General features: G+C 65.5%; 1 protein-coding gene. It reads left to right on the forward strand.

Translation table 11 applies throughout. The features are described 5' to 3' along the window. Window positions 1-1,750, forward strand: a 1,750-nt coding sequence (gene pglX / locus E2484_RS24610; RefSeq protein ID WP_137287843.1) for a BREX-5 system adenine-specific DNA-methyltransferase PglX, incomplete at both ends; no start/stop codon positions are given.

Consider the following 1,750-nt stretch of genomic DNA (forward strand, 5'->3'; position numbering starts at 1 on the left):
CATCGACCCCGCCTGCGGGAGCGGCCACTTCCTGCTGTACGCCTTCGACGTCCTCGAGCGCATCTGGTGGGCCGAAACCGACCTCGACCGCGGCGAGATTCCCGCGAAGATCCTCGAACACAACCTCCACGGCGTCGACATCGACCTGCGGTCGTGCCAACTCTCGGCCTTCAATCTCTACCTGAAGGCTCGCACGCGTGCCGAAGCCGAGGGCGACGACTTCGAGATGCCGAACGTCGGCATCGTCTGTGCCGACGCCCGAGTCGCCGAAGTCGAGCAGGCCGCCGACGTGCTGGACGACATCGCGGTAGAGGGAACCGAAGTGCGCGAGGCGCTCGGCGAGATCATCCGGGAGTTCCAGACCACCGAGGCCCTCGGTAGTCTGCTCGAAGTGCAGGAGACGCTCTCCGACGAGTTCGTAGACGGCCAGACCGACATCCTGGAGTGGGGCGGCGACGGTCCCCACACGCTGAACGCCTTCCTGAAGCAACTCCGGGCGGCCGTCGAGGAGCGCACCGCCGACTCGTTCGGCGAGCAGAACCTCCGGAGTTTTCTGCACCTGCTGGTGGTGTTGACCCAGGACTACGACGTGGCGCTGATGAACCCGCCGTACGGGTCGGGCGGCCGGATGCCCGACGACGTGCAGGACTACGTCGAGGACCACTACGAGTACACCACCGAGTACTACATCAACTTCTTCGAGGCGTGCGACCGCTTGGTCGAGACCGAGGGTCGCATCGGGATGCTCGTCCCGTGGTCGTTCATGTTCAACAAGTCCTTCCAGCAGTTCCGCGAGGACTTCGTGGGCGACCGGGGGTCGTTCGACTTCTTCTCGGAGTTCGGTTACGACGTCCTCGACAACGCGACCGTGGGCACGGTCGGCACCGTCGTCCGGTCCGACGCCGAGAGCGACCAGACCGGGACGTTCGTCCGCCTCCCGGACGTGGCGAAGGCCGACAAGGAGCGGTCGTTCCTCCACGCCGCCTTCGTGGACGCGACCGAAGACGGCGTTCGGCGACGATACGAGCGAGACCTCTCGGAGTTCGACGCCGTCCCCGGGACGCCGCTGTCCTACTGGGTGCCGACCGAACTGCGCTCGATATACGACGCCTCGTCGTATCTCGACGCCGAGAAGGGCGGCGTGGACGGCGACAGTCTCGGCGAGGTCAGCGCGGGCCTCTGTACCGGCGACGACGGGCGATTCGTGCGCGAGTTCTGGGAGGCGGGCGGCGACGGAAACTGGGTTCCGTTCGCCAAGGGCGGCAGCGACGCCTTCCTCCTGCCGCGCGTGAATCACGTCGTCGATTGGAAGCCAAGAGAGATGGCGAGCCAACCCGGCGGGCGAGTCCAGAACACGGACGACTACTTCAGCGAGGCCCTGTCGTACACAGTCGCCAAGCGAAGCGGACGCCGGTTCGGCTACCTCCACCCGAGTTCGATATTCAGCCACAAGGGGTCGGTTGTCATCCCCGACCGCGCTATCTGGAACGTCCTGTCGTACACCAACAGCCACCTCTTCACGTATCTGATGCTGACCCAGACCTCCGAGCGAATGTGGGAAATCGGCTTCGTCTCGAAGGTGCCGTGGCGCGAGGAACTGGCCGACGTGGACGAACTCGAACGCCTCTCCCGCGAGGCGGTCGGCCACCTCGTCTCGAAGCGCCAGTACGACTTCGTCTCGCCGCACTACGACGGCCCGATTCTGCTCGACGTGCTGGGTATCGACGACCCGCTTCCGCAGTACGACCAC

This window comes from Halorussus salinisoli (assembly GCA_005239435.1).
GTDB lineage: Archaea > Halobacteriota > Halobacteria > Halobacteriales > Haladaptataceae > Halorussus > Halorussus salinisoli.